Here is a 25,608-nt window from a genome sequence, read left to right on the forward strand (position 1 = left end):
GGTGCCGGGAAGGCCCCTGGCGTCAGTCTCTGAGACGGGCTCGAGCGCACCACGCAGTAACGAGCTCAGCCGGCCCCACGAGGATTTTCATCGTTCGAGGCGGCCTGGAACAGGCCATGGGTTCTCTCTCTGAGGGGGGCCGGTCGTGGTGAGCCGGCGGGACGACGGCACGGAGGTGCCGTGCGTCCCGGCCGGAGACGCGCTGCAGCCGGTGGCGGCCGCGCTCGCCCCGCTGGGCCCCGGGGAGCCCCTGCGGGCCTGGGACCTGCGCTGACGCCCGGCGGGGTGCCCACCGGCTCACTACGGTGGTGCGGACCCCGCTGCCGCGCGAGAGAAGGCCCCGGTGAGCACGCCCGCACCCGCACCCGACGCCCCCGCCACCGACGAGGCCACTGACCCGGCGCCCACGCCCTTCCACCGCCTGGCCGACTTCGTCGCCCTGCCGCGGATCGGTGGTCTCGCGCTCTCGCCGGACGGGACGCGGCTCGCGGTGCCGCTGCAGACGCTGGACCGCGAGGGCAAGAAGTGGCAGACGGCGCTGTGGGAGCTCGACCCGCAGGGGGTGCGCCCCGCCCGGCGGCTCACCCGTAGCGCGCCCGGTGAGTCGGCCCCGGCGTGGGCGCCGGACGGCTCGCTGCTGTTCACCTCCGCCCGGCCCGATCCCGGCGCCGACCCCGCAGCCGAGCCGAAGCCGGCGCTGTGGCGGCTCCCCGCGGACGGCGGCGAGGCGCGGCCGGTGCTCGCACGACCGGGCGGCATCGGCTCGTTCGCCGTCGCCGTCGACAGCGGCGACGTCGTCGTCGTCTCCGCGACCATGCCCGGTGGCTCGGCCCCGGACGCCGACGAGGAGCGGCGCAAGGCCCGGGCGGACGCCGGGGTCTCGGCGATCCTGCACGAGGCCTACCCGGTGCGGTACTGGGACCACGACCTCGGGCCCGCGGCGCCGCACCTCTTCTGGGCCGGGCAGCTGCCGGCCGAGGAGGAGCCGGCCGGTGGCGAACCGGTGGAGCTGCGCGACCTCACCCCGGACGCTCCGCCGCCGAACGGCTCCGGCGAGGACATCGCCCTCTCCCCCGACGGCACCCTCCTGGCCCGCGCCGAGGAGGTGCCCGACGGACCCGCCGGGCGGCGCACCCGGCTGGTGCTGGCCGAGACCGGCTCCGGGGCGACGCGCGTGCTGGTCGACGACCCGCTGGCCGACGTCTACGGGGCCGCCTTCTCCCCCGACGGCAACCGGCTCGTCTGCGTGCGGGAGGCGATGTCCTCCTACGCCGAGCCCCCGGACTACACCCTGCTGCTGGTCGACGTCGCCGACGGCACCGCGCGCGACCTCACCCCCGGCTTCGACCGCTGGCCCAGCGCACCGCAGTTCTCCGCCGACGGCGGCGCCGTCTACTTCCTCGCCGACGAGGACGGTCGCCACGCGGTCTTCCGCGTGCCCCTCGACAGCGGTGAGCCGCTGCGGCTGACCGGCGACGGCGCCTACAGCGACCTGCAGGTCGCCCGCGACGGGAGCGCGCTCTACGCCCTGCGCTCGGCGTACGACTCCCCGCCCGTGCCGGTGCGGCTGGACCCCGCGGCCCCGGTGCAGGAGCCCGAGCCGCTGCCCACCCCGGGGTCGGTCGACCGGCTGCCCGGGACGCTGCACGAGGTGCACGCCACCGCCGCCGACGGGGCACGGGTGCAGTCGTGGCTGGTGCTTCCCGAGGGCGCCTCGGCCGACTCCCCCGCGCCCCTGGTGCTCTGGATCCACGGCGGGCCGCTGATGAGCTGGAACTCCTGGTCGTGGCGCTGGTGCCCGTGGGTGCTGGCGGCCCAGGGCTACGCGGTGCTGCTGCCCAACCCCGCGCTCTCCCAGGGCTTCGGCCAGGAGTTCGTGCGCCGAGGTTGGGGTGAGTGGGGCGACGCTCCCTACACCGACCTGATGGCCGCCGTGGACGCGGCCGAGCAGCGGCCCGACGTCGACGCCACGCGCACAGCGGCGATGGGTGGCTCGTTCGGCGGCTACATGGCCAACTGGGTGGCCACGCAGACCGACCGGTTCCGGGCGATCGTCACCCACGCCAGCCTGTGGAACCTGGAGCAGTTCACCGGCACGACCGACGCGGCGTACTACTGGGAGAAGGAGTGGGGCGACCCGTTCACCGAGCCCCGGCGGTACGAGCAGAACTCGCCGCACCGCTACGTCGACCAGATCCGCACGCCGATGCTGGTCATCCACGGCGACAAGGACTACCGGGTGCCGATCGGCGAGGCGCTGGCGCTCTGGTACGGCCTGCAGAAACGCGGGGTGCCGTCCAAGTTCCTCTACTTCCCCGACGAGAACCACTGGGTGCTGACGCCGGGGAACAGCCGGATCTGGTACGAGACCGTGCTGGCCTTCCTCGCCGAGCACGTGCTCGGCGATCCGTGGCGGCGGCCTGAGCTGCTCTGACCCCGGGTCGGCGGTCACGCCGGCCCTCCGCCGGAGGGTGGCTCGGCGGCCTGCTCGAGCAGGTCGCGGAGCCCCGCGGGCGGCAGGCACGCGTCCAGCGCCTGCCGCAGCAGCCGCGCCAGCGTGTGGTCCGGGTCGCTGTCCAGTGCCCGGTCGAGGGCGATCCCGGCCATCGCGCCGTCGCCGCGCAACCAGGCGCTGACCGCCAGCAGGGTGGCCGGCGCCGCGTCCAGCGGCGCCGGCACCCGCCGGGCGCACACCGTCCAGAGCACCTCCGCGGCCGCCGCGTCGGCCCCGAGCGCCAGCTGCAGGGCGCGGTCGCGCACCCGCACATCCCGCAGCGCCCAGCCCAGCGCCGCGAGCTCGTCGTCGTCCAGCGGGCCCTCGCCGGACGGGCCGGGCCGGCAGCGGGCGACCGCCCGCCGCACCGCCGCCCACGACTCCTCGGTCAGCGCCGGCCACCCCACCTCCCGGAGCCGGGCGGCGCGACCGGACGCGGCGCGGACGCAGGCCTCCCGCATGCCCGCGGCCGAGCCGGGCGGAGCGTCGAGCCGCTCGGCCAGGGCGGCGCGGTCGGGGGCGACCACCTGCCCGGTGCACACCGCCGCGGCTGCCAGCGCGCTGACGCCACCGGGCAGCGGGGTCCCCGCCGACGGGGCGCAACAGGTGTGCGGGCAGTCGTAGGACCACCAGCGCCCGCGCCGGACCAGCAGCACGTCGCGCGCGGCGACGCCCGCCGCGGCCAGGGCCTGCACGAGCTCGTGCACCAGCGGCCGGTGCGGCAGGACGACCGGCTCCTCCCCCGCCGGCGCCGGGTCGTCGGGCGCCTCGGACACCACGAGGAGCAGCGCGGCCGCGGGCCGGTCGCGCCGCAGGCTGCCGACCAGCAGGCGCGCCGCCCGCGCGCCCTCCGCGGGCGGGGGCAGGTCGCCCCGGACGGTGAGCCCGACCCGGCCACCCGAGGGCCCGCCCAGCCCGACGAGCACCACCGACTCGGCCGGGTGGAAGCCCAGCAGGTGCGGCAGCGCGGCGGCCACCTCACCGGGGTCGGAGAGCCGGATCTCCAGCTGGTCGGCGGGCTGCTGCGCGGTGGGGACGTCCATGGGCATCGACCCTGGGGCGCCCGGGTGCCGGCGGACAGCACCCGGCGGGATCTGTGGACGGCGGCCGGCGCTGTGGACGCGACGGACGGGGCGGTTCAGCCCAGGGCGTCGGCCTGGACCTCGTAGGCCTGCTCGAGCAGCTCCGCGAAGGCCGCCGGGTCGCCCGCCGGGGCACCGCCGAGACCGGTGTCCACCGAGAGCAGGACCAGCGCCCGGTCGTCGTCCTCCACCGCCGCGACCAGCGTCGGCACCGTCACGCGCGTCCCGTCCGGAGCGGCGATCGTGGTCGTGTAGCGCAGCAGCGCCGAGCCGTCGCCCAGCTCGGCCACCGGCAGCTCCTCGAAGGTGATCGTCGCCTCCCCCAGCCGCGGGGAGGTGAGCCGCGCCTCGGGGCACCGCTCGGCGGCGCCGGCCAACTGCTCGACGGCTTCGCCGACCGGGCCACCGCGCACCAGCATCTGCACCGTCGTCGTCGACCCGGTCGTGGCGCTCTGCGCGGCGACGTCGTCGAAGGCGTCCAGGGCCGGCTGGGTGCCGTCGACGGCGGCCCGGCAGCTCTCCGGGGTGATGATCACGTCGGCCCCGCTGCCGACGATGCCCGATCCCACGCGCAACTGCTCCGGCGAGAGGGCGAGCACGGTCGCGCCGGGCCCGAAGGCGTCCGCGGGCAGCAGCCCCGACGCGAGGTCGGGTGCCCTCGTCGCCTGCGCGGAGGACGCTGCCGCCGCGGACGACGCCGAGGAGGCGGCCGCGGCGGTGCGGTCCGAGGCATCCCCGCCGCAGCCGGCCAGCAGCAGGGCCGCGGCCGGGCCGGCCACGAGGACGCCGGTCACGCGGTGCGCGGAGGTCATGCCCGCCGACGCTAGTCGCCGGGGCGCCGCCCCGGTGGTCACATCCGGTGCTGGATCGCCGTCCGCGCCGCCAGGATCGGGCGCACGTGCTCGGCGATGACCGCCAGGTGCACGGGGTCCTGCGCGTAGCGGTGGAAGGCCTCGACGTCGGGGAACTCGGCGATCAGCACGCTGTCGGCGTTGCCGTCGACCAGGTGGGCGTCGTCGGCGACGACCAGCGAGGTCATCCCGCCGACCGTGCGCCGCAGGTCGCGCAGCGCTTCGACCGTGCGCGCCCGCCGCTCGGCGTCGGCGTCCGGGGACCAGGTGAAGAGGACGACGTGACGGATCATGCGGGAACTCTGCCAGCCGCGCCCTCCTCCGGCCGGGTGGCACCCCTACCGGCTGGTAGCCGGACGCCGGTGCGCGGTCGTTAGAGTCCGTCCCCATGGGACGGTCGTTGCGCATCGCACTGCTGTCCTACCGCAGCAAGCCGCACAGCGGCGGCCAGGGCATCTACGTCCGGGCGCTCTCCCGCGAGCTGCGCGAACTCGGTCACCGCGTCGAGGTGCTCAGCGGCCAGCCCTACCCGGAGCTCGACGAGGGCGTGCCGCTCACCCGCGTGCCGAGCCTGGACCTCTACCGGGAGCCCGACCCCTTCCGCACCCCGCGCCCCTCGGAGATCCGCGACTGGGTGGACGTCGCCGAGTGGGCCACGATGTGCACCGCCGGTTTCCCCGAGCCGATGACCTTCACCCTGCGCGCAGCACGGCACCTGCTGCCCCGGGCCGGCGAGTTCGACGTCGTGCACGACAACCAGTCGCTGGGCTACGGCCTGCTCCGGCTGGTGCGGGCCGGCGTCCCCACCGTCGCCACCGTGCACCACCCGATCGCCATCGACCGCGACCTGGAGCTGGCCGCGGCGCCCACCCTGCGCCGCGCGCTGACCCTGCGCCGCTGGTACGCCTTCACCCGGATGCAGGCGAGGGTGGTCCGGCAGCTGGACGCCGTCACCACCGTGTCGGAGAACTCCCGCCGCGACATCGCAGCCCACATGGGCCTGGCGCCGGACCGGATGACCGTCATCCCGGTCGGCATCGACCCCGACCGGTTCACCCCGCCGCCGGCCGGCCGGCCCCGCGAGACCGACTCGATCCTCGCGATCACCAGCGCCGACGTCCCGCTGAAGGGGCTCGTGCACCTGCTGGAGGCGCTGGCCAAGCTGCGCACCGAGCGGCCCGTGGTGCTCACCGTCGTCGGCAGCACCCGCCCCGGCGGCCCCGCCGAGGCGGCCCTGGACCGGCTGGGCCTGCGCGACGCGGTCCGCTTCACCGGCCCGGTGCCCGAGGAGGAGCTCGTCGGGCTCTTCCAGCGGGCCACCCTGGTGGCGATCCCGTCGCTCTACGAGGGGTTCTCCCTGCCGGCCGTGGAGGCCATGGCGTGCGCGACCCCGCTCGTGACCACCGACGCCGGCGCGCTGCCCGAGGTCGTCGGCACCAAGGCGGGGCTGCGGGTCCGGGCCGGTGACGTCGGCGAGCTCACCGCCGCCCTGCAGCTGGTCCTCGACTCCCCCTCGCTCGCCGAGCAGCTGGGGCGCGCCGGCCGCCGGCGGGTCCTGGACACCTACACCTGGCGGGCCACGGCGGAGCGCACCGCCGACTGGTACGCCGAGACGCTGGACCGGAAGGGCGACCCGTGCTGACCGTCGACTACGAGCGGCTCGACCTGCGCCCGGGGATGACCGTCCTCGACCTGGGCTGCGGCGAGGGCAGGCACGCCTTCGAGGCCTACCGGCGTGGCGCCCGCGTGGTCGCCGTCGACTGGGGGCAGCAGGAGGTCGAGACGACGAAGCGGTGGCTGGGCGCGATCGCCGAGGCGGGCGAGGCCCCGGGAGGTGCGCGCTTCGAGGTGGTGCGGGGTGACCTGCTGCACCTGCCCTTCCCCGACGCCAGCGTCGACCGGGTCATGGCCTCGGAGGTGCTCGAGCACGTCCCCGACGACGCCACGGCGATGGCCGAGATCGTCCGCGTGCTCAAGCCGGGCGGCCGGGTCGCGGTGACCGTGCCGCGCTACGGCCCCGAGCGGGTCTGCTGGGCACTGTCGGACGCCTACCACGCCAACGAGGGCGGGCACATCCGCATCTACCGCGGCGACGTGCTGCGGGCACGGCTGACCGCCGCCGGCCTGGTGCCCGGGGCGAGCCACCACGCGCACGCCCTCCACGCCCCGTACTGGTGGCTCAAGTGCGCCGTCGGCGTCGAGAAGGACTCCGCGGCCGTGCGGGCCTACCACCGGCTGCTGGTCTGGGACCTCACGAGGCGCCCGTGGATCACGCGGACGGCCGAGCGCCTGCTGGACCCCCTCGTCGGCAAGAGCTTCGTCGTCTACGCCGACAAGCCCGCCGGGGTCACGCCCGCCGCCGCCGGGCTGGAGCGGGAGCGGTCCGCTGCCGCCCGCTGACCGGCGCCGCGTGGTCCTCCCGGAGCTGCCGGGGGTCCTCGGGGCCGACCAGGTGCGCCGGACCGTGGCCTGGATCGCCGGTGAGCAGCACCGCGACGGCGCGCTCCCCTGGTTCACCGGCGGGCAGCTCGACCCGTGGGACTCCGTCGAGGCGGCGATGGCCCTGGACCTCGGCGGCGAGCACCTCCGCGCCGCGGCGGCGTATCGCTGGCTGGCCGGCCGGCAGCGGCGCGACGGGAGCTGGGCGGCCGAGTACCGCGGGGGCGTGGAGACCGCGCCGGCCGCGGAGAGCAACCACGCCGGGTACCTGGCGGTCGGCCTCTGGCACTCCTGGCTGACCAGCGGCGACGAGGAGCTGGTCACCGACCTGTGGCCGGCGGTGCGCGCCGGGCTGGACCTCGTCACCCGGATGCAGCTGCCCGGTGGCGCCATCTCCTGGGCGTTGCGGCCCGACGGCACCCCCGACGACCTGGCGCTGCTCACCGGCAGCGCCAGCCTGTTCCAGGCGCTGCGCTGCGGGCTGGCGCTGGCCGAGCTGACCGGTGAGGCGCAGCCGGACTGGGAGCTGGCCGTCGCCGACCTGGGGACGGCGCTGCGCGGCCGGCCGGAGGCCTTCGCCGACCGCTCCCGCTACTCGATGGACTGGTACTACCCGGTGCTCGCCGGCGCGGTCACCGGCGAGGCCGCCCGCGAGCGGCTAGCCGCCGACTGGGACCGCTTCGTCGTCCCCGGGCTCGGCATCCGCTGCGTCGCCGACCGGCCGTGGGTGACCGGGGCGGAGACGTGCGAGCTCGCGCTGGCCCTCGTCGTCGCCGGGCAGCGCGACGCCGCTCTGGAGCAGGTCGCGGCCATGCAGCACCTGCGCGGCCCCGACGGCGCCTACTGGACCGGCTTCGTCTACCCGGACGACGCGCGGTGGCCCGTCGAGCGCACCACCTGGACGGCGGCCGCCGTCCTGCTGGCCGCCGACGCGCTGTCCGGCGCCTCCCCCGCCAGCGTCCTGTTCGCCGTGCCGGAGGCCCTGCCGGCCGCGGGCATGGTCGATGCCACCACCCCGGTTGATTGGCTGGCGGGAGGTGCGGGCACGGTGTCCCCGTGAGCGCGCCCCCCGGCACCGGCCGATCCCCGCACCCCTCCGCCGACGTCACCGTGGTGGTCGCCAGCCGCAACCGCCGCGAGGACCTGCTGGCGACCCTGCCGCGCCACGAGGCCCCGGTGGTGCTGGTCGACAACGCCTCCACCGACGGCACGGTCGAGGCGGTGCGGCAGGCGCACCCCGAGGTGGCCCTGCTGCCGCTGGAGCGCAACGAGGGCGCCCACGGCCGCACACTGGGCGCCGCACGCGCCCGCACCCCCTTCCTCGCCTTCGCCGACGACGACTCGTGGTGGGCGCCGGGCGACCTCGCCCGCGCCGTGGCGATCATGCGGGCCCACCCCCGGCTGGCCCTGCTCAACGCCCGCATCCTGGTCGGGGCCGAGGAGCGGCTCGACCCCGTCTGCGAGGAGATGGCCGCGAGCCCGCTCGGCACCGCCCACGACCTGCCGGGCCCCTCGCTGCTGGGCTTCGTGGCCTGCGCCGCCCTCGTGCGCACCGAGGCCTTCGAGGCCGTCGGCGGCTTCGACCCGGTGGTCCGGTTCCCCGGCGAGGAGGAGCGGCTCGCCCTGGACCTGGCCGCCGCCGGGTGGGGCCTGGCCTACGTCGACGAGGTGACCGTGCACCACCACCCGTCCCCCCGGCGCGACGCGCCCGGCATCCGGCAGGCGGGGCTCTGGCGCAGCCGGCTGCTCACCGCGGCGATGCGCCTCCCGGCGCTGGACGTCGCACGCACGGCGGGGCGGGCCGCGCGCGCCGGCCGCCCGGGCGTCGAGGGGCTGCTGCGGGCGCTGCCCGACGCCCCGGCCGCGCTGCGCCGGCGGGAGACGGTGCCCCCCTCGGTGCGGGCGGGCCTGCGGGTGCTGGACGGTGAGCGCCCGTGAGCACGGCCGGCACGACCTCTCCGGCGCCGGCCGGCGACCGCGCCACCGGCCCGGACCCGCGCGTCGCCGTCGTCGTCATCACCCACCAGCGGCGCGACGAGCTGCTGCTGGCGCTCCGGCGGCTGGTGGCCCTCCCCGAGCAGCCGCACGTCGTGGTCGTGGACAACGGCTCCACCGACGGGACCGCCGACGCCGTGCGCGCGCGGTTCCCGCAGGTGGAGCTGATCGCCAGCCCCGAGAACCTGGGTGCGGTAGGCCGCAACCTCGGCGTCGCCCGGCTCGACACCCCCTACGTCGCCTTCTGCGACGACGACACCTGGTGGGAGCCGGGCTCGCTGCGCGCCGCGGCCGACGTCCTGGACGCCCATCCGCGGCTGGCGATCGTCACTGCCCGCATCGTGGTGGAGCCCGGGGGCACCGAGGACCCGATCGTCGCCGAGCTGCGCGACTCGCCCGTGCGCGGCGCCGACTGGCTGCCCGGGCCCGCCCTCGGCTCGTTCCTGGCCGGCGCCTCCGTGCTGCGCCGGGAGGCCTTCACCGAGGTCGGCGGATTCTCCGAGCGGCTCTGGCTGGGCGGCGAGGAGGAGCTGATGGCCGGCGACCTGGCCGCGCGCGGCTGGGAGCTGTGCTATCTCGAGCAGCTCACCCTCCACCACCAGGCGAGCACCGCCCGGGACCCGCACAAGAGGCGGGCCGACGGCATCCGCAACACGCTGTGGACCACCTGGCTGCGGCGGCCGGTCCGCCCCGCGCTGCGTCGCACCCTGCACCTGCTGCGGACCGTGCCGCGGGACCGGGTGACCGCCCGCGGCCTGCTCCAGGCGGCCCGCGGCCTGCCCTGGGTGCTGCGCGAGCGGCGGGTGCTGCCGCCGCACGCGGAGGCCCGCTTCGCCGCTCTGGAGGAGGCGCAGCGGAACTCGACCGCCCGCCGCTACGTCAGCTGAACCGCAGCGTGTGCGCTGACGCGGGGGTTCCGTTGCCGGGAACACCCCCTCAGCGCACACGCCCGGGTCAGCGGGCGCAGCGGATGCAGGTGCGGGCGGTGGGTCGGGCGGCGAGCCGCTCCGGCGCGATCGGCCGGCCGCAGGTCTCGCAGCGGCCGTAGGTGCCGTTCTCCACGGCGACCACCGCGGCGTCGGCGTCGGCCAGCCGGCGGCGCGCCTGCTCCAGCAGCGCGGCCACCTGCTGCCGCTCGAAGGCGATGGTGGCGCCCTCGGGATCGTGCTCGTCGTCGGCGTTGGACGCCTGCGACGCCGCGACGATCGCATCGAACTCGCGGGTCAGCGCCTCGATCTGCGCCAGCGCCTCCACCCGGGCGCGGGAGAGGTGGTCGGGTGGGAGCACCGGCCCATCCTGCACCCCCGTGCCGGCAGGACGACGTCTCGGCGCGGGCTCAGCTGGTGCGGCGCAGCAGCCGCAGCGACCCCGTGCCCGGCAGCTCCTCGAACTCCCCGCTCTCCAGCACCCGGCGGTACACCCCGTAGGGCGCCTGGCCGCCGTCGGCCGGGTCGGGGAAGACGTCGTGGATGGCGAGGGTGCCGCCGACGGCCAGCTTGGCCACCCAGGCGTCCTGGTCGCGGCGCGCGGACTCCTCGGTGTGGCTGCCGTCGAGGAACAGCAGCGCCAGGGGCGTGCTCCACAGCGGGGCGAGGGTCTCCGACCGGGTGACGACGGCGACGACGACGTCCTCGGCGCCGGCGTCGGCGATGGTCCGGCGGAACCGCGGCAGGGTGTCGATCCGCCCGACCGCGGGGTCGACCAGCGACGGGTCGTGGTACTCCCAGCCCGGCTGGTGCTCCTCGGAGCCGCGGTGGTGGTCGACGGTGACCACCTGGCGGCCGGTCTCCCGCGCGGCGGCGGCCAGGTAGAGCGCCGACTTCCCCATCCAGCTGCCGACCTCCAGCAGCGGGCCCGGGACGGCGACGGTGCGCGCGGCCTCGTGCAGGGCGCGGCCCTCGTCGTCGGGCATGAAGCCGGGAGCGGCCTGGGCGGCGGCGAGCAGTTGAAGGACCGCGTCCCGCTCGGCCCCCTGCAGGGGCCCGCCGCGAGCGTGCGAGCGGTGGGGGGCAGGGGGTCCTTCCTGGGGCCGGTCGGTCGTCACCGGGCGAATCTAGTCCGCAACGCGGTGACGCTGCGCTCGGTGGCCGCCCCCGCCTGGGTGTCCGCGGCCTTGGCGAAGAAGGCGCCGGCCGCCGTCGTCACCGGGACGGCGAGCACCAGCGCGATCGCCCCGACCAGCGTGCGGATGACCTCCTCAGCCAGCGCCGAGGAGGTGAGCACGACGTTCCAGGGCTGCGCGTAGAGCTCGAACAGGAGCAGCAGCGGCAGCGCGGCACCGGAGTAGGCGAAGACGATCGTGTAGACGGTGGAGGCGATGTGGTCGCGCCCCACGGTCATCCCGCGGGTGTAGAGCTCGCGCCAGGTCATCGACGGGTCCACCTCGTGCAGCTGCCAGATCGCCGAGGCCTGGGTGATCGTGACGTCGTTGAGCACGCCCAGCCCGGCGACCACCATGCCGGCCAGCACGAGGCCGGAGAAGGCGAGCGTCGGGTCGTAGGTCTGCAGCTGCACCGTCTCCTCGCTGGTCAGCCCGGTGAGCCGCGCGGTCTGCACCGCGAGCGCCCCCATGACGGCGACCAGGGCCAGCCCGAAGAGGGTGCCGACCAGCGCCGTCGTCGTCCGCGCGGAGAACCCGTGCGCGAGGTAGAGGACGACGAACATGATGGCCGCCGAGCCGACGAGGGTGACCAGCACCGGTGAGCCCTCCCCGAGCAGCCCGGGCAGCACGAACTGCAGGAGCACGAGGAAGGCGAACGCCAGCCCGAGCAGCGAGGCCAGGCCGCGCAGCCGGGCGACCAGGCCCACGACGACCGCGAAGACGATCGCCAGGGTCACCATGGGGAGGTCGCGGGCGAAGTCGAAGAACCCGTAGGTGACGCCGCCCTCGGCTGCCGCGTCCCGGGTCAGGACGAGCGTGTCGCCCTCCTCGACCCCGTTGGCCACCACCACCGCGTCGAGGTCGAGCTGGACGAACTCACCCTCGCCGTCGCCGTCGAGCACCTCCACGACGGCGGTCGCACAGGTCGCCGGCCGGCCCTCGACGCCGCAGTCGTACTCCTCCAGGGCGGCGACCCGGCCGTCCGGGTAGGTGGTCCCCGGCGGCAGCGCCTGCTCCGCCGCCAGCTGGGCGCGGGTCGGCTCGCCGCTGGGCCACAGGACGAACAGCCCGACGACGGTGGCCAGCCCCACGGGGACGAGGACCAGCAGCATCAGCCACACCGCCCGCCGGCGGCGGTTCAGCGCCTCGGGGCTGGGCGGTGGCGCGTCGGGGTCGGGGCCGTGGACGTGGGCGTGCGGATCGCTGGCGGGCACCCGGTCAGGCTAGGAGCCGGGCAGCCGGGAGCCGCGCGGGCGTGCGGATCAGGTGTGTCGGGGATCCCGCGGTGCGGGGCCGCCGCCGCCCGACGGCTCCGCGACCACCCGGCCGTCGGCGGCGACCACGGTGAAGCGGTGCCACAGCCCGGTGAGCTGCAGGGGGCGGGAGACCGAGGGGGGTGGGTCCACCAGGACCGTCTCGATGGCCCGCGGCACCCCGAGCTTCTGCAGCTGCACCAGCACCGCCAGGCCGGCGGAGTTCATGAAGCCGACGTCGCGCAGGTGCAGCTCCACCCGCCGCAGGGAGTGCTCGGTGAGCAGCAGGTCGGTGAGGACCCGGACGAGGGGGCGGCGCGCGGCCTCGGTCAGCTCCCCGCCGACGACCAGCCGCACCGTCTCCCCCTCGACCGTGTGCGAGACGGAGGGCTCGGCGGGCGGCGCGTCATCGGTGGGCGCTTCCTGGCGCGGCAGGTCGTTGGTCGTCTCCTCCACGCCAGCGTCCTGCCCCGCACAGCGGCGGTTCACGCACCCGCCGCCCGCGCGACGCGACGGGAACCTCGGGAACATTTCGCGGACGAAGACGTTTACCAAGGTGCGCGACCGAGGTAATCTCCAGTTGCCACTAGAGGTTCATCCTCGGGCAGCGAACAACAGCACGACCGTCACAGGAGGTTCCAGCCATGATGCTGACCGCTTACGACCCGTTCGCCGCCACGTCCGCCGCCTTCCGCGCGCTGGACCAGCTCACCGGTCGGGGCGGCACCGCCACCGCCCGGGCGCTTTCGGGCATGCCGATGGACGCCTACCGGGTCGGCGACAACTTCGTCGCCCACTTCGACCTGCCCGGCGTGGACCCCGGGTCGATCGATCTCTCCGTCGAGGGCAACACCCTCACCGTGAGCGCCGAGCGCTCGGTCCCCCAGCTGGAGAACGCCGAGTGGACCGTCGCCGAGCGACCCTTCGGCAGCTACACCCGCCAGCTGGTGCTCGGCCGCAGCCTCGACACCGACCGGCTCGAGGCGAGCTACCACGACGGGGTGCTGACCATCAGCATCCCGGTGGCGGAGAAGGCGAAGGCGCGCCGGATCACCGTGACCCGCGCCGACGCACCCGCCCAGGTCGAGGCCCGCACGATCGAGGGCGAGTCCCAGCAGGAGGCCAAGGCGGTCGAGAGCTGACCGCGGCCGAACCGGCAGCACCGCAGGGGCCGGGCCCGTCCGGGGCCCGGCCCCTGCGCCGTTCCCGACCCGCCCACCGGGCCACCACCCACGAGGACAGGAGCGCGCCGCGATGACACCCGAGGAGCAGGACCCGCTGCGCCGGCTGGACGACCCGGAGTACCCGGCGCTCACCATGAGCCAGGCCGCCGAGCTGCTCGGCGTGCAGGCCGCCTTCCTGCGCAGCCTCGACGGCTCCGGCGTCCTCTCCCCGCACCGCTCCCCCGGCGGCCACCGGCGCTACTCCCGCCGGCAGCTGGAGCTCGCCGCGCGCATGCGGGGTCTGCTGGACGACGGGCACCCGGTCGCGTCCGCCGAGGTCATCGTCGGCCTGCAGGACGAGCTCGCCGCGGCCCGCGCCGACCTCGCCCGGCTGCAGGAGGAGCCGCAGGACCCGAACCCGGTGGACGGATGAACCCTAGGGGGGTATGGTTCATCCCGGTGTCGCAGGGTGCGGCGCCGGCAGGAGGGACGACGTGGAGACCACCGACGGTGCCTGCACCGGCCACGACCACGCGCACGGGTACATCCACCGCAAGGACGACTACCTCAAGCGCCTGCGGCGGATCGAGGGGCAGGCCCGTGGTCTGCAGCGCATGGTGGAGGACGAGAAGTACTGCATCGACATCCTCACCCAGGTCTCGGCGATGACCAAGGCGCTGCAGGCGGTCTCGCTCGGGTTGCTCGAGGAGCACCTGAGCCACTGCGTCGTCGACGCCGCGCGCGCCGGCGGCCGCGAGGCCGAGGAGAAGGTCCGCGAGGCCACCGACGCGATCGCCCGCCTCGTCCGCTCCTGACCACCCGAACCCGAGAGGAACCCCCATGACCACCACCAGCTACACCGTCACCGGCATGACCTGCGGCCACTGCGTGGGCGCGGTGACCGAGGAGGTCTCGCAGGTGCCCGGCGTGACCGGCGTCGAGGTCGACCTCGCCACCGGCGGGCTCACCGTCAGCAGCGAGCAGCCGGTCGACGACGCCGCCGTCCGCGCCGCGGTCGAGGAGGCCGGATACGAGGTGAGCGGCCGCTGACGCGGCCGGCGCCATGAACGCACCCGCGAAGATCGCCGCCTTCGCCGTCGGCCTGGTCGCCGTCTTCGGCGCGGCGGTCGGCGTGGGCTCCGCGGTCGGCCCCACCGGCACGGTCGAGGCCCCGGCCGGAGCCGGGCACGGGGACGGCGACGGGCACGGGGACGGCGGCCACGACGCCGCCGCCCCGGCCGCCGTGGAGGCCCCCGCCGGCCTCCAGGTGAGCGAGGACGGCTACACCCTCGCCCTCGCCGACGGCACCGCCCCGGCCGGCCCCTCCACCGAGGTCGCCTTCCGCGTCCTGGGGCCCGACGGCTCCCCGGTCACGGCCTACGAGACCGACCACGACGTCGACCTGCACCTGGTCGCGGTCCGCCGCGACCTCACCGGCTACCAGCACGTGCACCCCCGGCTCGGCGAGGACGGCGTCTGGCGCGCGCCCGTGGAGCTCGAGCCGGGCAGCTGGCGGCTCTTCGCCGACTTCACCGCCGCGGCCGATGGCGAGAACCGCGTCCTGGGCGCCGACCTCGCCATTCCCGGCCCCTACGACCCCGCTCCCGTGCCGGCCCCCTCGCGGGTGGCGGAGGTCGACGGCTACACCGTCGTCCTCACCGGCGGGCTCACCCCGGGCGGAGAGTCGGAGCTGACGCTGAGCGTGAGCCGGGACGGCGTCCCGGTCACCGACCTGCAGCCGTATCTCGGCGCCTACGGGCACCTGGTCGCCCTGCGGGACGGGGACCTCGCCTACCTGCACGTCCACCCCGCCGAGCACGAGGGCACCCGGGCCGTTCCCGGGCCGCACGTCCCCTTCACCACCACCGCCCCCTCGGCGGGCACCTACCGGCTGTTCCTGGACTTCCGGCACGACGACGCCGTGCACACGGCCGCCTTCACGGTGACCGCCGAGCACTCGGAGGAGCACCCCTGATGACCACCGCCCCCGGCAGCGCCACCAGCGACGTCGAGCTGCTCATCGGCGGCATGACCTGCGCGTCCTGCGCGGCCCGCGTCGAGAAGAAGCTCAACAAGATCGAGGGCGTCACCGCCACGGTCAACTACGCCACCGAGAAGGCGAAGGTCAGCTACGCCGACGGCGTGAGCACCGAGGACCTCATCGCCACGGTGGAGAAGACCGGCTACACCGCCCGGCTGCCCCAGCGGCCCCGTGCAGAGGCTCACCCCGAGCCCGCGGGGGCTGAGGAGGACGGGGCCCTGCTCCGGGCGTTGCGCACCCGGCTGGTCGTCTCGACGCTGCTCACCGTCCCGGTGGTCGCCATGGCGATGGCGCCGGCACTGCAGTTCCAGTACTGGCAGTGGCTCTCCCTCACCCTGGCCGCACCGGTCGTCGTGTGGGGCGGGCTGCCGTTCCACCGGGCCGCGTGGACCAACCTGCGCCACGGCGCGGCGACCATGGACACCCTGGTCTCCCTCGGCACGCTCGCGGCCTTCGGCTGGTCTCTGTACGCGCTGTTCTGGGGCACCGCCGGCGTCCCGGGGATGACGCACCCGTTCGAGCTCACCATCGCCCGCACCGACGGCAGCGCGAACATCTACCTCGAGGCCGCGGCCGGGGTGACGACGTTCATCCTCGCCGGGCGCTGGTTCGAGGCGCGGTCCAAGCGGCGGGCCGGCGCGGCGCTGCGGGCGCTGCTCGAGCTCGGCGCCAAGGAGGTCTCCGTGCTGCGCGGGGGCAGCGAGCAGCGCGTCCCCGTCGCCGAGCTCGCGGCGGGCGACCGCTTCGTCGTCCGCCCGGGCGAGAAGCTCGCCGCCGACGGCGAGGTCACCGAGGGCTCCTCCGCCGTCGACGCCTCGATGCTGACCGGCGAGTCCGTACCGGTCGAGGTCCGCCCCGGCGACACCGTCACCGGGGGCACCGTCAACGCCGGGGGCCGGCTGGTCGTGCGGGCCACCCGGGTGGGCAGCGAGACGCAGCTGGCGCAGATGGCCCGGCTGGTCGAGGAGGCGCAGAACGGCAAGGCCGAGGTGCAGCGCCTGGCCGACCGCATCTCCGGGGTCTTCGTGCCCGTCGTGCTGGCGCTGACCGCGGCCACCCTCGGCTTCTGGATCGGCACGGGCGCGGGGCTCCCGGCCGCCTTCACCGCCGCGGTGGCGGTGCTGATCATCGCCTGCCCCTGCGCCCTGGGTCTGGCCACCCCGACCGCGCTGATGGTCGGCACCGGCCGCGGCGCCCAGCTCGGCATCCTCATCAAGGGCCCCGAGGTGCTGGAGTCCACCCGCCGGGTCGACACCGTCGTCCTGGACAAGACCGGCACCGTCACCACGGGCCGCATGACGCTGCTGGACGTCGTCCCCGCCCCCGGCGAGGACCCCGACCGCGTGCTGCGGCTGGCCGGCGCGCTCGAGGCCGCCTCGGAGCACCCGATCGCCCGTGCCGTCGCCGCCGGCGCCGCCGAGCGCACCGGCGAGCTCCCCCCGGTGGCCGACTTCACCAACGTCGAGGGCCTGGGTGTCCAGGGCGTCGTCGAGGGCGCGGCGGTGGTCGTCGGCCGCCGGCGGCTGCTGGCCGACTGGTCGCTCCCGCTGTCCGAGGAGCTGGTCCGCGCCACCGACGAGGCGGAGGCGGCCGGGCGCACCGCCGTCGCCGTCGGGTGGGACGGCGCCGCCCGCGGCGTGCTCGTGGTCGCCGACGCGGTGAAGGACACCTCGGCGACGGCGATCGCCCAGCTCCGCGCGCTCGGGCTGACCCCGATCCTGCTCACCGGCGACAACGAGCGGGCCGCACGGGCGGTCGCCACCGAGGTGGGCATCGACGAGGTCGTCGCCGAGGTGCTGCCGCGGGACAAGGTCGACGTCGTCCGCCGGTTGCAGGAGGAGGGCCGGACCGTCGCGATGGTCGGGGACGGCGTGAACGACGCCCCGGCGCTGGCCCAGGCCGACCTGGGCCTGGCGATGGGCACCGGCACGGACGTCGCGATCCAGGCGAGCGACCTGACCCTGGTGCGGGGCGACCTGCGGGTGGCCGCGGACGCCATCCGGCTGGCCCGGCGGACGCTGGCCACCATCAAGGGCAACCTGTTCTGGGCGTTCGCGTACAACGTCGCCGCCCTGCCGCTGGCCGCCACCGGGCTGCTCAACCCGATGATCGCCGGCGCCGCCATGGCGTTCAGCTCGGTGTTCGTCGTCTCCAACAGCCTGCGGCTGCGCGGCTTCGCGCCGCTGCCCGAGAACCGGGACGCCGCCCTGGCCGTGCCCGGGGGTCACCGCGCCGACGCGCGCACCCCGGCCTGACCGGGCCCACCGCCGGTCCCGGCCACCGTCCGGCACAGTTGCCCTCTGCCCACGCCCGCGGGGCAGAGCGCTACCGCTCGAGGACCCACCCACCGCCCCGGAGGCCACCCCATGAGGAACGTGCAGCGAGCGACGGTCCGCACCCTCGCGACGGCCGGGCTGGCCGCCGGCCTGGCGCTGGTGCTCCGGCCGCAGGGGGTGGTCGCCGCGATCGACCCGCGGTTCCCCCGCGAGCGGCGCTGGGTGGCCCGGGTGCTCGGTGCCCGGCTGGTGGTCCAGCACGGAGCGGTCCTCGTCTCCCCGGGCCCGCGGACGCTGCGGTTCGCGGCGGCCGTGGACGGGCTGCACGCGGCGAGCATGCTGCCGGCGCTCGCCCTCCCCCGCTACCGCCGGGCCGCCCTGGTCAGCGGCGGGGTCGCGGCCGCCACCGCGGCCGTCCTCGGCGTCGCGGCGCGGTCAGAGCGCCGGTAGCAGCAGGAGCGCCGTCGGCACCAGCAGCAGCAGGACCGCCGCGGCCAGCGCCGCCGCACGCGCCGGCGGCGGGAGGGGGTCGGCCGGCTCCAGCAGCCGCACCACCCGGGCCCGGACCCCGGGCCCGGCCACCGCGAGGGCCCCGGTCGGCACCCCGCCGGCACCCCCCGCGGCCGCGACGATCGCCTCCGCCAGCGTGCGGCGCGGAGCGGAGCCGCGCAGCGAGCCCAGGGCCACGTCGTCCGCCCGCATCTCGACCAGCTCGCGGACCGCCCCGTAGGCGCGCTCGGCCGCCGGCAGCACCGGCAGCGCCGCCTTCCAGGCCACGAAGGGCAGCAGCAGCAGGTGGTGGCGCTCGCCGAGGTGGGCCCGCTCGTGCGCGACGACGGCGGCCAGCTGGTCCCCGTCGAGCTCGGCGACCATGCCGGAGGAGAGCACCAGCAGCGGCCGGGCGCCCGGGATGCAGAAGGCCACGGGCGCGGGGTGCTCGAGCAGCCGGGCGTCGGGCTCGGGGGCCGGCTGCACCACCAGCTCCAGCAGCGCCCGGTGGCGGCGCCGGGTGCGGGCGATGCGCACCCACGAGAGCACCAGCACGCCGACCAGCTCGAACGCGAGCACCCCGGCGAGGGTCAGCGCGACCCAGTGGTCACCCCGCACCGCCTCCGTCGCGGCCCGGCCGTGCAGCACCGTCCACAGCGCCTCGGGCAGCGAGTGCCCCCAGGGCGCCAGCCCGTGCACCAGCAGCGCGCCGATGATCGACAGCCCGCCGGCGAGGCCGATCGCCTGCCAGCAGAGCAGCGCGACCAGCGGGTCGCGCCGGGGCCAGGCGGCGCGGGCGAGCAGCGCGGGCACCGGCCAGGCCAGCAGCGCGGCGAGGACGGCGAGGAGCGCGGCGGTGGTGGGCAGCACCGGTCGGTCCCGGGTCAGCCCTGGGGGGCGTCGTCGGTGCCGGCCGCGGCCAGCAGGTCGCGCAGCATGCGGGCCTCGTCGGCGTCGACCGCACCGACGAAGCGGGCCAGCACCGCCTGCCGGTCGGCGGCCTGCCCCAGCACCTCGCGCATCACCTCGGCGGCGTGCTCCTCGCGGCTGGTCCGCGCCCAGAAGCGGCGCGGGCGGGCCTCGTCGTGGACGACGAACCCCTTCTGCTCCAGCCTGCTCAGCACCGTGTGCACGGTGGTCAGCGCGAGCCCGCGGTCGGCCAGCCCGTCGCGCAGCAGGGTCGCCGCCACCGGCCCGTCCGCGGCCCACAGCCGCTCCATGACGGCGCGCTCCAGCTCCCCCAGCGAGGCCATCGCTCCTCCTGTCCGGCAGATCACACCCGACTCTTCTACGTGTCGTAGAAAAGGTCTTCTACGAGGCGTAGAAATGACGGTGCCGATAGTAGACCGCAGAAGGGACCCGGGCCGTGGACGTCCTGGACATCGCTCGCTGGCAGTTCGGGATCACGACCGTCTACCACTTCATGATGGTCCCGCTGACCATCGGCCTGGGGATCCTGCTGGTGGTCATGCACACCATGTGGGTGCGCACCGACAACCCCGAGTGGCTCCGGATGACCCGTTTCTGGGGCAAGATCTTCCTGATCAACTTCGTGCTCGGCGTCGCCACCGGCCTGGTCCAGGAGTTCCAGTTCGGGCTGGCCTGGAGCGAGTACTCCCGCTTCGTGGGCGACGTCTTCGGCTCGCTGCTGGCCCTCGAGGCGCTGCTGGCCTTCTTCCTCGAGTCGACCTTCCTCGGCCTGTGGATCTTCGGCTGGGGCCGGATCCCGAAGAAGCTGCACCTCGCGACGCTCTGGGCGGCGGTGATCGGCTCGACGGTCAGCGCGTACTTCATCATCGCGGCCAACTCGTGGATGCAGCACCCGGTCGGGGTCGTCGCCGACGACGCGACCGGCCGGCCGGTGCAGGTCGACTTCCTCGCCGTGCTCACCAACAACACCGCGCTGGCCGCCTTCACCCACACGATCGTCGCCGCGCTCATGGTGGCCGGCGCCCTGCTGGTCGGCGTCGGGCTCTACCACCTGCGCCGGCGGAAGCTGGCCGGGAAGCCGGCCGACGAGATCGACCACGGGGTGTGGCGCCGCTCGGTCCGGATCGGCGGCTGGGTGTCCCTCGCGGCCTTCGTCCTGGTCGCGGCCACCGGCGACTGGCAGGCCAAGCTGATGTACCACCAGCAGCCGCTGAAGATGAGCTCGGCCGAGGCGCTGTGCGACACCGAGGCGCCGGCGTCCTTCTCGATCTTCGCCTGGAACAAGCTGGGCTCCAACGAGTGCGACGACGTCCACTCGATCACCGTGCCGGGCCTGCTCTCCCTCCTCGCGCACGGCGACTTCACCAGCGAGGTACCGGGCGTCAACGAGCTCCAGGAGCGGTACTCCGAGGTCTACGGCGCCACCTACCCCGACGACCCCTCCCGCTTCGGCACCCTGGCCGGGGAGCCGGTGGACTACCAGCCGGTGCTCGCGGTCACCTACTGGAGCTTCCGGCTGATGATCGGCATGGGCGCGGTCTCGGCAGGGGTGGCCGCCTACGCGCTCTGGTCGACGCGGCGCGGCCGGGTGCCGACCTCCCGGATCGGCGTGTACGGCTCGCTGGCGGCCGTGGGCGCGCCCTTCCTGGCCAACGCCTCGGGGTGGATCTTCACCGAGATGGGCCGCCAGCCCTTCGTCGTCGTCCCCAACCCCGACGTGCCGGTCGAGGACCAGATCTGGTTCTTCACGGCGCAGGCGGTCTCCCCCGGGGTCACCCCCGCGGAGGTCTGGACCTCGCTGGGCGCGCTGACCCTCGTCTACGGCGTGCTCGCGGTGATCGAGCTCGGGTTGCTCACGACGTTCATCCGTTCCGGCGTCACCGCGAGCGACACCGCAGTCACGCCGCCGATCGGCACCGGCCGGGACGACGAGCGTCGCGACGGGCCCGACGGCGACGCCGGAGGTGCCGGCGGCCGCCGCGCCGACGACGACGTCCTCCAGTTCGCCTACTGACCACCACCCGCAGACCCCGAGGAACCCGTCATGGACCTGCAGACCCTGTGGTTCGCCGCCGTCGCCGTGCTGTGGATCGGCTTCCTGCTCCTGGAGGGCTTCGACTTCGGTGTCGCCGCCCTGCTGCCGGTGCTGGGCCGCCGGACCGCCGACCGGCACCTGATGCTGCGCAGCATCGGCCCGCTGTGGGACGGCAACGAGGTGTGGCTGATCACCGCCGCCGGAGCGGTGTTCGCCGCCTTCCCCGGCTGGTACGCCACCTGGCTGCCGGCGCTGTACCTGCCGTTCGTCTTCGTGCTCTTCGGGCTGATCATCCGCGCGGTCGCCTTCGAGTGGCGGCACCAGTCGCACGACCCCCGCTGGGACGGCACCTGGACGCACGTGATCACGGTGGGGTCGCTGATCGCCGCCCTCGGCGTGGGCGCGGCGCTCGGCACCACCACGCTGGGTCTCCCGATCGACGGCGACGGCATCCGCGTGGGCGGCAGCTTCGCCGGCGTGGGCTGGGCGGCGCTGCTCGGCGCGGTCGCGGTGCTCGCCTTCTCGGTGGTGCACGGCGCGCTGTTCCTGGCGCTGAAGACCGACGGCGACGTCCGGCTGCGCGCCCGGGCCTTCGCCCTGCGCTGGTCGCCGGTGGCGGCGCTGCCGCTGCTGGCCTGGGCGGGCTGGGTGCACCTGCGCGCCGGGACGCCGGTCACCGCCGTGCTGTGGGTCGTCGGCGCGCTGGCCGTCCTGGTCACCTGGGCGCGCATCCGGGTCGACCGGGAGGGGCAGGCGTTCGCCGGCTGGGCGGTGATGCTCGTCAGCTCGGCCGCGACCATCTTCGGCGCCGCCTACCCCGTCGTCGTCCCCTCGACGATCGACCCGGCCTTCGACGTGACGATCGCCGAGGCGTCGGTCAGCGACTACACGCTCACCGTGATGACGTGGGCGGCCGCCGTCGGGCTGCCGGTCGTGCTGGCCTACCAGGCGTGGACGTACTGGGTCTTCCGCAAGCGGCTGACCGCCGAGCCGCAGCACGAGGACGCCCCCCGCAGCGGGGAGGCCCCCGCGCCGAGCGAGCTGCCGGCATGAGTGCCGGACCCGACGCCCCGCGGGGCCCGCTCGCCGCGCTGGCCGGGGTGCCGGGCCTTCCCGGCGCCCTGGTCCGGGCCGCGCTGGCGGCCCTCGTCCAGGCCACCGGCCTGGTGCTCCTGGCCGCCGGGCTCGCGCACGCCGTCGCCCGCGCGAGCGGGCTCGCCGAAGGCTCCCCCACGGTGCCGCTCGCGCTCGCGGCGGCGGGCGTCGCGGTGCGGGCCGCCGCCGGCAGCCTCGGCGAGGCGGTGGCCGCGCGGGACGCCCGCCGGGCCGAGGACGTGCTCCGCCGGCGGCTGCTCGACCGGCTGGCCACCGCGCCCGCCGCGGTCGCCGCGGCCGGCGGGCCCGCACCGGCCGCGGTGCTCGCCACCACCCGCCTGCACGACCTCGGGCCCGCGCTGGCGAGCTACCTCCCGGCGCTGGCGCAGACGATCGTCGTGCCGCCGGCGCTGCTGCTGGCGCTGGCCTGGACCGACCTGCTCTCCGCGGTGCTCGTCGCGGTCACCCTCCCGCTCGTGCCGGTCTTCATGGTGCTGGTCGGCAAGCACACCCAGGACGCGACGGCCGGCTCCGCGCGGGCGCTGGACCGCATCGCCGCCCACGTCGCCGAGCTCGTGCGCGGCCTGCCCGTGCTCGTCGGGCTGGGCCGGGCCGCCGAGCAGACGGCGGCGCTCGCGGCGCTCGGCGAGGCGCACCGCACCCGCACGCTGTCGACGCTGCGGATCGCCTTCCTCTCCGCCCTCGTGCTGGAGCTGATCGCCACCCTCTCGGTCGCCCTCGTGGCGGTCACCGTGGGCGTCCGCCTGGTCGAGGGGCACATCGCCCTGGGCGTCGGGCTCACGGCGCTGCTGCTCGCCCCGGAGGCGTTCGCCCCGCTGCGGGCGCTCGGCGCCGCCCACCACGCCGCGGAGGACGCCGCCCTCGCCGCCGCCGAGGCGCGCGCGGTGCTGGCCGCGCCGGCCGGCGCCGGCGCCGCACCGGCGCCGGGCGACGACGACCCGCGCGGCGCCGACGTCGCGGTCGCCCGGCTGACGGTCGCCCACCCCGGCCGCACCGCGCCGGCCCTGCCGCCGACCGACCTCGTCGTCCGCCCCGGGGAGCTGGTGGTGCTCCGCGGGCCCAGCGGGTCGGGCAAGTCCACCCTGCTGGCCGCCCTGGCCGGGCTCACCGACCCGGGCGCCCGCGTCGCCGGCTCGGTCGCCACCGGCGGCCCCGTCGCGGTGGTGCCCCAGTTCCCGCGCACCACCGGTGCGACCGTCGCCGACGAGCTGCGCCGGCACGCCGCCGCGGAGCCGGGCGTGGACGAGATCGTCGCCGAGGCCTACGTCGTCGAGGCGCTCGGCCGGCTCGAGGCCACCGACCTGGCCGGGCGGGCGCCGGAGTCGCTCTCCCCCGGCGAGCTGCAGAGGGTGGCGCTCGCCCGGGCCCTGGTGCGGGTCCGCCGCGGCGCCCGGCTGCTGCTGCTGGACGAGCCGACGGCGCACCTGGACGACGACGCCCGCGGGCTGGTCGCCGCCGTCCTGGCCTCGCTGCGCGGCACGGTCACCACCGTGCTGGTCACGCACGACCCGGTGCTCGCCGGCCTCGCCGACCGCACCGTCGACCTCCCCGCGCCGGCGATCCCCGGACGTCCCGCCACCCCCGTCCGCCGGGTGCAGCCGGCGCGTCCCGCCGCGGACCCGGTGCCGGAGGCGACGACGCCGGCCCCCGCGGCCAGCGCCCTGCGCCGCGCGGTGCTGGCCGGGGTGCTCGCCTCCGGGGCGGGGGTGGCGCTGACGGCGGCCTCGGGCTGGCTCATCGTGCGGGCGGCGGAGATGCCCCCGGTGCTCACCCTCCTCGTCGCCACCGCCGGGGTCCGCTTCTTCGGCCTGGCCCGGGCGGTGCTCCGCTGGCTCGAGCGGCTCTCCGCCCACGACGCCGCCCTGCGGGAGGCCGCCGGCCTCCGGGTGCGGGTCTGGCGCGCGCTGGCCGCCCAGGGGCTGGCCGCCGACCGCACGCCCGGATCGGCCCTGGCCCGGGTCGTTGGCGACGTCGGCGTGGTGCAGGACCTCGGCGTGCGGGTCCGGCCCCCGCTGCTGGTCGCCGCCACGGTGCCCGCCGTCACCGTCGCGGTGCTGGCGCTGGTCGACGCCGCCGCCGCGGGCCTGGTGGCCGCCGTCCTGGCGCTCACGGTCGCCGCCGTCCTGCTCGCGCACCGCGGGCTGGACGCCGGCGCCGCCCGCGCGGAGAGCACGCTGCGGGTCGCCGCGCTGCGGGAGACCAGCACCGTGCTCGAGGGGCTGGCCGACCTGCGGGCGCACGGGCTGGCCGCCCGGGCCGCCGCGGAGCTCGACGCGGCCGCCGCGCGCCAGGGCGGCCGCGCCGGCACCCGCGACCGCGCCGCCGCCGTCGGCAACGGGCTGGTGGTGCTGGGCACCGGGCTGGCCGCGGTCCTCGGCACCGTCGCCGCGTCGGCCGGTGGGCTCACCGGGCCGGCGCTGGCCGTGGTCGCGCTCGCGCCGCTGGCGCTGGCCGAGCCGCTGGCCGGGCTGGTCGCGGCCCTGCAGCGCCGCGGCGCCCTCGCCGACGCGCGCGCCCGCATCGACGCCGTCCTCACCGCCCCCGTCGCCGCAGAGCCCGCCGAGCCGCTGCCCGCCCCGGACCACGTCCGGTCGCTGCGCACCGAGGCGCTCGTCGCCGGCTGGCCCGGCGGGCCCGACGTGCTCCGCGGGGTCGACGCCCGTGCGGCGGCCGGCGAGGGGTGGCTGGTCGTCCGCGGCCCGTCGGGCACGGGCAAGTCGACGTTCCTGGCCGTGCTCATGGCCTCGCTGCGCCCCCGGGCGGGCAGCTACGCGGTCGACGACGTGCCCGCCGACCGGCTCCTCGGCGACGACCTCCGCGCCCGGCTGGCCTGGCTGCCGCAGGAGGCGCACGTCTTCGCCTCCTCCATCCGCGCCAACCTGGCGACGGCCGCACCGCGCGGCGTCCTCGGCGGGCCCGAGGGCGAGGCGCGGATGCGGGCGGCGCTGACCGCGACCGGCCTCGCGGGGCTGCTGGCCACGCTGCCCGACGGCCTGGACACCCCCGTCGGGGCGGGCGGCACGGCGCTCTCCGGCGGCGAGCGGCGGCGGCTGGCCGCGGCGCGCGCCCTGCTGGCCGACCGGGACGTGGTCCTGCTCGACGAGCCGACCGCCCACCTGGACGCCCCGACCGCCGCGGCGCTGCTGCACGACCTGCGCGCCGCGCTCGCGGGCCGGGTGGTCGTCTGCGTCACCCACGACGACGACGTCGAGCGCCCCGGCGACACGGTGCTGCACCTGGGCGAACCGGCGGTCCGGGCGACCGCCTGAGGGGTCGGCAGGGCGCTCCACCTCTGCCCACCCCCACGGGGCAGAGGGGGAGCGCCCCCGGCGCCCCACCTGCT

Annotated in this window: 26 protein-coding genes; 17 read left to right on the top strand and 9 right to left on the bottom strand. The window is 76.5% G+C overall.

All coding sequences use genetic code 11. The features are described 5' to 3' along the window. The first annotated feature begins 148 nt into the window (after positions 1–148). Positions 149–274 (top strand): hypothetical protein, encoded by a 126-nt coding sequence (locus ACI79P_RS13300; RefSeq protein WP_456581529.1) that lies wholly within the window; start codon positions 149–151, stop codon positions 272–274. A gap of 69 nt (positions 275–343) precedes the next feature. Beyond that, on the top strand, positions 344–2,434 hold the full coding sequence (locus ACI79P_RS13305; protein ID WP_456581530.1) for a S9 family peptidase: 2,091 nt from the start codon (positions 344–346) through the stop codon (positions 2,432–2,434). A gap of 14 nt (positions 2,435–2,448) precedes the next feature. Here the strand turns inward: ACI79P_RS13305 and ACI79P_RS13310 are convergent, their stop codons facing one another. The 3 genes from ACI79P_RS13310 to ACI79P_RS13320 all read right to left on the bottom strand — a co-directional run bounded on the left by ACI79P_RS13310 (position 2,449) and on the right by ACI79P_RS13320 (position 4,720). After that, the gene (locus ACI79P_RS13310) at positions 2,449–3,537 is read right to left on the bottom strand and encodes a DUF4192 domain-containing protein (RefSeq protein WP_456581531.1); all 1,089 of its coding nucleotides are present in this window, start codon (positions 3,535–3,537) and stop codon (positions 2,449–2,451) included. 95 nt (positions 3,538–3,632) lie between these two features. Further along, a complete protein-coding gene (locus ACI79P_RS13315; protein WP_456581532.1) occupies positions 3,633–4,388 on the bottom strand; it encodes a hypothetical protein in 756 nt (251 codons plus the stop codon). A gap of 38 nt (positions 4,389–4,426) precedes the next feature. Further along, positions 4,427–4,720 (bottom strand): Dabb family protein, encoded by a 294-nt coding sequence (locus ACI79P_RS13320; protein WP_456581533.1) that lies wholly within the window; start codon positions 4,718–4,720, stop codon positions 4,427–4,429. A 95-nt stretch (positions 4,721–4,815) separates the two neighbouring features. Between ACI79P_RS13320 and ACI79P_RS13325 the strand changes: the two genes are divergently transcribed. Genes ACI79P_RS13325 through ACI79P_RS13345 form a run of 5 tightly spaced genes read left to right on the top strand, consistent with a single transcriptional unit; the run spans position 4,816 to position 9,748 of the window. Continuing rightward, entirely contained in the window at positions 4,816–6,069 is a 1,254-nt protein-coding gene (locus ACI79P_RS13325; RefSeq protein ID WP_456581534.1) for a glycosyltransferase family 4 protein, read from the top strand. Then, positions 6,063–6,827, top strand: coding sequence for a class I SAM-dependent methyltransferase (locus ACI79P_RS13330; protein ID WP_456581535.1), 765 nt, complete (start codon positions 6,063–6,065; stop codon positions 6,825–6,827). Before ACI79P_RS13325 ends, ACI79P_RS13330 begins: the two co-directional genes overlap by 7 nt. Before the next feature lie 10 nt (positions 6,828–6,837). After that, complete coding sequence (locus ACI79P_RS13335; protein ID WP_456581536.1) at positions 6,838–7,926, top strand: prenyltransferase; 1,089 nt, start codon at positions 6,838–6,840, stop codon at positions 7,924–7,926. After that, complete coding sequence (locus ACI79P_RS13340) at positions 7,923–8,804, top strand: glycosyltransferase family 2 protein (protein WP_456581537.1); 882 nt, start codon at positions 7,923–7,925, stop codon at positions 8,802–8,804. The genes ACI79P_RS13335 and ACI79P_RS13340 overlap by 4 nt, the downstream gene beginning before the upstream one ends. Then, positions 8,801–9,748, top strand: a complete 948-nt coding sequence (locus ACI79P_RS13345; RefSeq protein WP_456581538.1) for a glycosyltransferase family 2 protein — start codon at positions 8,801–8,803, stop codon at positions 9,746–9,748. The genes ACI79P_RS13340 and ACI79P_RS13345 overlap by 4 nt, the downstream gene beginning before the upstream one ends. Before the next feature lie 67 nt (positions 9,749–9,815). Here ACI79P_RS13345 and ACI79P_RS13350 read toward each other — a convergent pair whose 3' ends face one another. From ACI79P_RS13350 to ACI79P_RS13365, 4 genes are read right to left on the bottom strand one after another with little or no spacing between them, the layout of a single operon-like run. Then, complete coding sequence (locus tag ACI79P_RS13350; RefSeq protein WP_456581539.1) at positions 9,816–10,148, bottom strand: TraR/DksA family transcriptional regulator; 333 nt, start codon at positions 10,146–10,148, stop codon at positions 9,816–9,818. A gap of 49 nt (positions 10,149–10,197) precedes the next feature. Then, on the bottom strand, positions 10,198–10,905 hold the full coding sequence (locus ACI79P_RS13355) for a class I SAM-dependent methyltransferase (protein ID WP_456581540.1): 708 nt from the start codon (positions 10,903–10,905) through the stop codon (positions 10,198–10,200). Further along, positions 10,902–12,176, bottom strand: coding sequence for a YibE/F family protein (locus ACI79P_RS13360; RefSeq protein ID WP_456581541.1), 1,275 nt, complete (start codon positions 12,174–12,176; stop codon positions 10,902–10,904). Before ACI79P_RS13360 ends, ACI79P_RS13355 begins: the two co-directional genes overlap by 4 nt. Before the next feature lie 48 nt (positions 12,177–12,224). Continuing rightward, positions 12,225–12,671 carry an STAS domain-containing protein gene (locus tag ACI79P_RS13365; protein ID WP_456581542.1) on the bottom strand — a complete coding sequence of 149 codons (447 nt, stop codon included), beginning with the start codon at positions 12,669–12,671 and terminating at the stop codon, positions 12,225–12,227. Positions 12,672–12,859: 188 nt separating this feature from the next. Between ACI79P_RS13365 and ACI79P_RS13370 the strand changes: the two genes are divergently transcribed. From ACI79P_RS13370 to ACI79P_RS13400, 7 genes are all read left to right on the top strand, one after another. Continuing rightward, positions 12,860–13,357, top strand: coding sequence for an Hsp20/alpha crystallin family protein (locus tag ACI79P_RS13370; protein ID WP_456581543.1), 498 nt, complete (start codon positions 12,860–12,862; stop codon positions 13,355–13,357). Positions 13,358–13,469: 112 nt separating this feature from the next. Next, positions 13,470–13,811, top strand: a complete 342-nt coding sequence (locus tag ACI79P_RS13375; protein WP_456581544.1) for a helix-turn-helix domain-containing protein — start codon at positions 13,470–13,472, stop codon at positions 13,809–13,811. Between the two features lie 61 nt (positions 13,812–13,872). Beyond that, positions 13,873–14,193 (top strand): metal-sensitive transcriptional regulator, encoded by a 321-nt coding sequence (locus tag ACI79P_RS13380; RefSeq protein WP_456581545.1) that lies wholly within the window; start codon positions 13,873–13,875, stop codon positions 14,191–14,193. Between the two features lie 25 nt (positions 14,194–14,218). After that, positions 14,219–14,428 (top strand): heavy-metal-associated domain-containing protein, encoded by a 210-nt coding sequence (locus ACI79P_RS13385; protein ID WP_456581546.1) that lies wholly within the window; start codon positions 14,219–14,221, stop codon positions 14,426–14,428. Positions 14,429–14,441: 13 nt separating this feature from the next. Further along, positions 14,442–15,353, top strand: a complete 912-nt coding sequence (locus tag ACI79P_RS13390; RefSeq protein ID WP_456581547.1) for a hypothetical protein — start codon at positions 14,442–14,444, stop codon at positions 15,351–15,353. Next, the gene (locus ACI79P_RS13395; protein ID WP_456581548.1) at positions 15,353–17,674 is read left to right on the top strand and encodes a heavy metal translocating P-type ATPase; all 2,322 of its coding nucleotides are present in this window, start codon (positions 15,353–15,355) and stop codon (positions 17,672–17,674) included. The genes ACI79P_RS13390 and ACI79P_RS13395 overlap by 1 nt, the downstream gene beginning before the upstream one ends. Before the next feature lie 111 nt (positions 17,675–17,785). Next, a complete protein-coding gene (locus tag ACI79P_RS13400) occupies positions 17,786–18,145 on the top strand; it encodes a hypothetical protein (protein ID WP_456581549.1) in 360 nt (119 codons plus the stop codon). Here ACI79P_RS13400 and ACI79P_RS13405 read toward each other — a convergent pair. Both ACI79P_RS13405 and ACI79P_RS13410 read right to left on the bottom strand, forming a co-directional pair. After that, positions 18,131–19,054 carry a M56 family metallopeptidase gene (locus tag ACI79P_RS13405; protein WP_456581550.1) on the bottom strand — a complete coding sequence of 308 codons (924 nt, stop codon included), beginning with the start codon at positions 19,052–19,054 and terminating at the stop codon, positions 18,131–18,133. The genes ACI79P_RS13400 and ACI79P_RS13405 overlap by 15 nt on opposite strands. 14 nt (positions 19,055–19,068) lie before the next feature. Next, positions 19,069–19,437, bottom strand: a complete 369-nt coding sequence (locus tag ACI79P_RS13410) for a BlaI/MecI/CopY family transcriptional regulator (protein ID WP_456581551.1) — start codon at positions 19,435–19,437, stop codon at positions 19,069–19,071. Between the two features lie 113 nt (positions 19,438–19,550). Between ACI79P_RS13410 and ACI79P_RS13415 the strand changes: the two genes are divergently transcribed. The 3 genes from ACI79P_RS13415 to cydC are packed head-to-tail and all read left to right on the top strand — an operon-like array spanning position 19,551 to position 25,534. Next, entirely contained in the window at positions 19,551–21,128 is a 1,578-nt protein-coding gene (locus tag ACI79P_RS13415; protein ID WP_456581552.1) for a cytochrome ubiquinol oxidase subunit I, read from the top strand. Positions 21,129–21,158: 30 nt separating this feature from the next. After that, positions 21,159–22,202 carry a cytochrome d ubiquinol oxidase subunit II gene (gene cydB, locus ACI79P_RS13420; protein ID WP_456581553.1) on the top strand — a complete coding sequence of 348 codons (1,044 nt, stop codon included), beginning with the start codon at positions 21,159–21,161 and terminating at the stop codon, positions 22,200–22,202. Continuing rightward, the gene (gene cydC, locus ACI79P_RS13425) at positions 22,199–25,534 is read left to right on the top strand and encodes a thiol reductant ABC exporter subunit CydC (protein ID WP_456581554.1); all 3,336 of its coding nucleotides are present in this window, start codon (positions 22,199–22,201) and stop codon (positions 25,532–25,534) included. The genes cydB and cydC overlap by 4 nt, the downstream gene beginning before the upstream one ends. Positions 25,535–25,608 lie beyond the last annotated feature (74 nt).

This window comes from Blastococcus sp. SYSU DS0510 (assembly GCF_054050835.1).